Source organism: Ferroglobus sp., assembly GCF_015521575.1.
Lineage (GTDB): Archaea > Halobacteriota > Archaeoglobi > Archaeoglobales > Archaeoglobaceae > Ferroglobus.
Window position 1 is genome coordinate 1 of the sequence record NZ_WANY01000020.1, and the last position, 3,825, is coordinate 3,825.

Sequence of the window (3,825 nt, forward strand, 5' to 3'; positions counted from 1 at the left end):
ACTTTTCAGCCTCTGAATTATCTCATCCTGCCCGACAACCTCATCCAGCGTTTTCGGACGATATTTTTCCACCCAGATTTCGGTCTCCATCGCTAAGGATTTAGCTGAAGTATAGTTAAATTTTGTGCAGAAGTTTTTAAATCTCAGCAGCCACAAATGCAGCTCTAGTTGTTTTTGGACGATCAGGTAAAAATTCCCCTCAATTGAACCTTCAGAAATCCGGTAGAGACGTATGTTATTCCCCCGAATAAGCTTTTCGAAAATAATATATAGAGGCGCTATGCTTATATTTTATAAGCGCGGAGGGGAGAAACGTGAAATTCTCCGTAGCCGGAGGTATTTTGGGCGGCATCATAAGCGGACTTATAAGCGTAATTGCCGACAGCCCAGCTGTGTTTTTTGCGGGGGTGATAACAGCTTCAATTCTTTCCGGATTTGATGGGAGAATATTTCACAGATTCGTTGGTTTGGTCGTCTTCTACGTTATTTCAGCATCGTTAATGCTCCTGCACACGATCCTCTATTCTTCGAACGCCATACTCGGATGGTTGGCTTTGGTGTTTTATTCGGTTGTGGTTGTCCCCCTCTACTTCGTTGTTGGCTTTTTAGTGAGAAGATTCGCAAGAAGAACCTGAAGTTCGTAATTTTTACTTCCACTTAGAGAAGGTTTTTAGAGCCGCTTCTAACTTCAACCGCTTTTTCTCCATAAGATTCGAGTGAAAACTTCACATTCACCGGAAACTTCGAAACCTCCCTTTTTACAACCCCAACCATTTCTGCAGAGCATATCAGCAGAACTCTATGCCCCTCAAGAGCTCTGAGTATCGACCTTTCGAGGGAGGCTGAGGCAATATCTAAATTAATTCCCTCCCTTTCAGCTCTCTTCTTAGCCTTAACTCCCATCGCAGCGATAAAATCGAAATCTCCTTCGGGAATGTCGCCGTCGTGAGAAATTACAACGAGCTCTCCGGAGAAAAACGTCCTTATTCCGCATTTTCTTGCCAATTCGTAGTCTATACTGTCTCCCTCGTAAACGATCTTTCCTCCGTCTATGAAAACGAACTTGTCCCCAACAGCCCTCGCAAAATCGAGGTCGTGGGTTGAGACGATAATTCCCTTCTCCTCTTTAAGCTTTTCAGTAATTTCTACAGCTGAGTAAAAACCCTTAGCATCGACACCAGCCGTCGGTTCGTCCATGACAATGTAGTCCGGATTCGTCGCTAAAGCCGAAGCTATCGCCAGTCTTTTCTTTTCCCCTCCGCTTAAAGTGCTGCACAGCCTATTTTCGTAGCCTTCCAACCCCACTGCTTTCAGCGAATTTTTCACCACCTCCTCAACGTTCTCCATGCCAAGGTTTACCGGACCAAAAGCTACCTCCTGATAAACGCTCGGAGCTATAATCTGATCATCCGGATTCTGAAAAACGAAAGCTACCTTCCTTCTAAGCCATTTCAAGTCGGATTTCGTGTAGCGAATTCTCTTACCATCGACTATTAACTCCCCCTTCTTTGGCTTTAAAAGTCCGTTTAGGTGAAGGAGGAGAGTCGTTTTCCCAGCTCCGTTTCTGCCCATTAAAACCGTCACTTCTCCCTTCTTAGCTCTGAAATTCACACCCTTTAAAACATCCCTATCTCCATAAGAGAACCATACGTTTACCGCTTCGATCACCCTTTTCACCCCGTCAAGTGGATGAGGAAAAGTGTTGCTGCGATCAAAAAAGCTAAAAGGAAACCGGAACTCTTCTCGCTGTAGGTTGGCATTTTACCAGAATAACATCTCGATTCCATCGCCATCTCAACTTTTTCTGCTCTCTCAAGGGATTTGATGAAGAGCGAATAAGCAAGGAGAGAAGATGTTCTAACAAAATTTCTGAAGCCGTTAAAACCGAGTCTTGAGTTTGCCGCCCTTTCAAGTCTTTCAAGCTCATCGTAAAGCACCTGAATGTTCCTGTAAATAAGCAAGGAAATTTCGACGATGAAGTCGGGAAGCTTGAGCTTTTTAAAAGCTGAAAAAATCTCGGTGATCGTAGTCGTTAAAATTAAAAAGAAGAAGATGGAGATCGCTGAAAAAGACCTGAGCAGAACCTCCAAAGCCAATTTCAAACCCTCTTCACTCGGATTTATCGGCAAGGGCAGATCCACCTTTTTTCCCGGAATGAAGAAAGCGATTATGAGGGCGCTCGGAACTATAAAGTAGAGGGGAACTCTCAAAAGTCTGAAGTACTCTCTTCCAGCCGAATAAACGCTTAGCGCAGAGAATATTGCGAAAGCCGTTATGTAAACCGACGTATCATTTAGAAGTAAAACCATCAAAAGTATGAAGAGGGGAAAGTAAACTTTCAAATTTCCTCTAAAAATCTTTTTCGAATTCATCTGAACTTCTTCAAGAGTTCTGTGCATTTTTACCCCTGTAGTAGCCGAGAATGTATCCGATTATTGAAGCACCTATCGCTGCCTGCAAACTGAATAGGAACGTTTCAATTTCTCCGCTTGGCGGCTCCCAGATCGGAGAGAACCAAGGCTCATAGTTCGGGTGAATTTCCTTGATGAGTTCTTCCGCTTTCTCATCAGCTCCCGTCCAGTCTTCAGCGGATACCTTAGCTAAAAGCAGTAAAAGAATAGCTAAAAGCAAGAGAGATCTCATGTGGTCACCTCCCTAACAACAAGTTTGACGGAGGCTAAGTAGCCTATCAGCAAAGCTGCTACAACTCCCTCAATTATCGCCAACGGCACTTGCGTTATCGCAAATATCGCCATGAATTTCGTTGCTGAAGAAATAACTCCTTCAACTCCAGTTCCAGCCGGAAAAGCCAATGCAAGCTGGAAGGAGGTTACCACGTAAGTTACCCAGTCCGCAATTGCGGCAGCTACGAAAGTTGCGACTTTCAGATCGACCTTGCCTTTGACGGCTTTGTAGGCAAGCCATCCGAAGAGAGGTCCAACTATCCCCATCGAAGTCACGTTCGCTCCGAGAGTTGTCAGTCCGCCGTGAGCTAAAAGTAAAGCTTGGTAGAGGAGGACTATAGCCGAGAGAAATGCGGTTATCGCCGGACCGAAAAGAACTACAGCAATCCCGGTTCCGGTTGGATGGGAACAGCTGCCCGTCACTGATGGAATTTTTAATGCCGATAGGACAAAGACAAAACCTCCAGCTACCGCTATCAAAGACTTCATCTCTGGCTTCTCTTCAAGCAGCTTTTTCACTTTGTATGCTCCGTAAACGATTATTGGAAGAGCTATAGCGTACCACACCAAAGCCCAAGTTAAGGGTAGAAAACCCTCTGCGATGTGCATCCCCCTCACCTTTTGTCAAGAAAACTTGACATAATATAAAAATATTTCGACAAAGTTTAAAAGACTATTAGCTCAGTTTTTTCCAAATACGTCGTGGAAAAAGTACCAAAAAGAGAAAACACCTATAGAAATCCCCATACCTATGCTCAGCCCCCACGAAAGAGCTGATTTAACTTCCTGAGAAAGATTCGTCACGTCGATTAGCAATACGAGGATTATGTACAAGCTTATGAGCGTCATGAAGCTCTTCATTTTCTGTTCAACGGCTATTTTTTCTGTAATCTTGCTCACGGCTACGAAAACAACGGAAATCAGAAAGAGAACGCTGATAATCCTCGCGAAATACTCAAGAATTGAGTTGACGAATTCGATTGAGCCCGGAAATATAGTGCTCGCAAGAGTGTATAGAGCTGCTAAAGCTATTACCACGTTAGTTATCACAAGAATGAACGTTGAAAAGCTCAAACCAGAGTATTTTTCAAAAGGCTTAAACATCTCGTCGATCTTTACGATTTCCAAAACTTTCGAGAAG

The 3,825-nt window shown here is 43.8% G+C and carries 6 protein-coding genes; 1 reads left to right on the plus strand and 5 read right to left on the minus strand.

Annotated elements, in window-relative coordinates; translation table 11 throughout:
• The first annotated feature begins 314 nt into the window (after positions 1–314).
• Positions 315–635, plus strand: a complete 321-nt coding sequence (locus F7C14_RS00800) for a hypothetical protein (protein ID WP_290898691.1) — start codon at positions 315–317, stop codon at positions 633–635.
• Positions 636–657: 22 nt separating this feature from the next.
• Here F7C14_RS00800 and F7C14_RS00805 read toward each other — a convergent pair whose 3' ends face one another.
• The 5 genes from F7C14_RS00805 to F7C14_RS00825 all read right to left on the minus strand — a co-directional run.
• Positions 658–1,668 carry an energy-coupling factor ABC transporter ATP-binding protein gene (locus F7C14_RS00805; RefSeq protein WP_290898694.1) on the minus strand — a complete coding sequence of 337 codons (1,011 nt, stop codon included), beginning with the start codon at positions 1,666–1,668 and terminating at the stop codon, positions 658–660.
• A 5-nt stretch (positions 1,669–1,673) separates the two neighbouring features.
• Positions 1,674–2,399, minus strand: a complete 726-nt coding sequence (gene cbiQ, locus F7C14_RS00810; protein WP_290898697.1) for a cobalt ECF transporter T component CbiQ — start codon at positions 2,397–2,399, stop codon at positions 1,674–1,676.
• Positions 2,383–2,643: an energy-coupling factor ABC transporter substrate-binding protein gene (locus F7C14_RS00815; RefSeq protein WP_290898700.1), complete on the minus strand. Its 261-nt coding sequence runs from the start codon at positions 2,641–2,643 to the stop codon at positions 2,383–2,385. Before F7C14_RS00815 ends, cbiQ begins: the two co-directional genes overlap by 17 nt.
• Entirely contained in the window at positions 2,640–3,293 is a 654-nt protein-coding gene (locus F7C14_RS00820) for an energy-coupling factor ABC transporter permease (RefSeq protein WP_290898703.1), read from the minus strand. Before F7C14_RS00820 ends, F7C14_RS00815 begins: the two co-directional genes overlap by 4 nt.
• Before the next feature lie 72 nt (positions 3,294–3,365).
• A partial coding sequence (locus F7C14_RS00825) for a hypothetical protein (protein WP_290898706.1) occupies positions 3,366–3,825 on the minus strand: 460 nt, incomplete at its 5' end.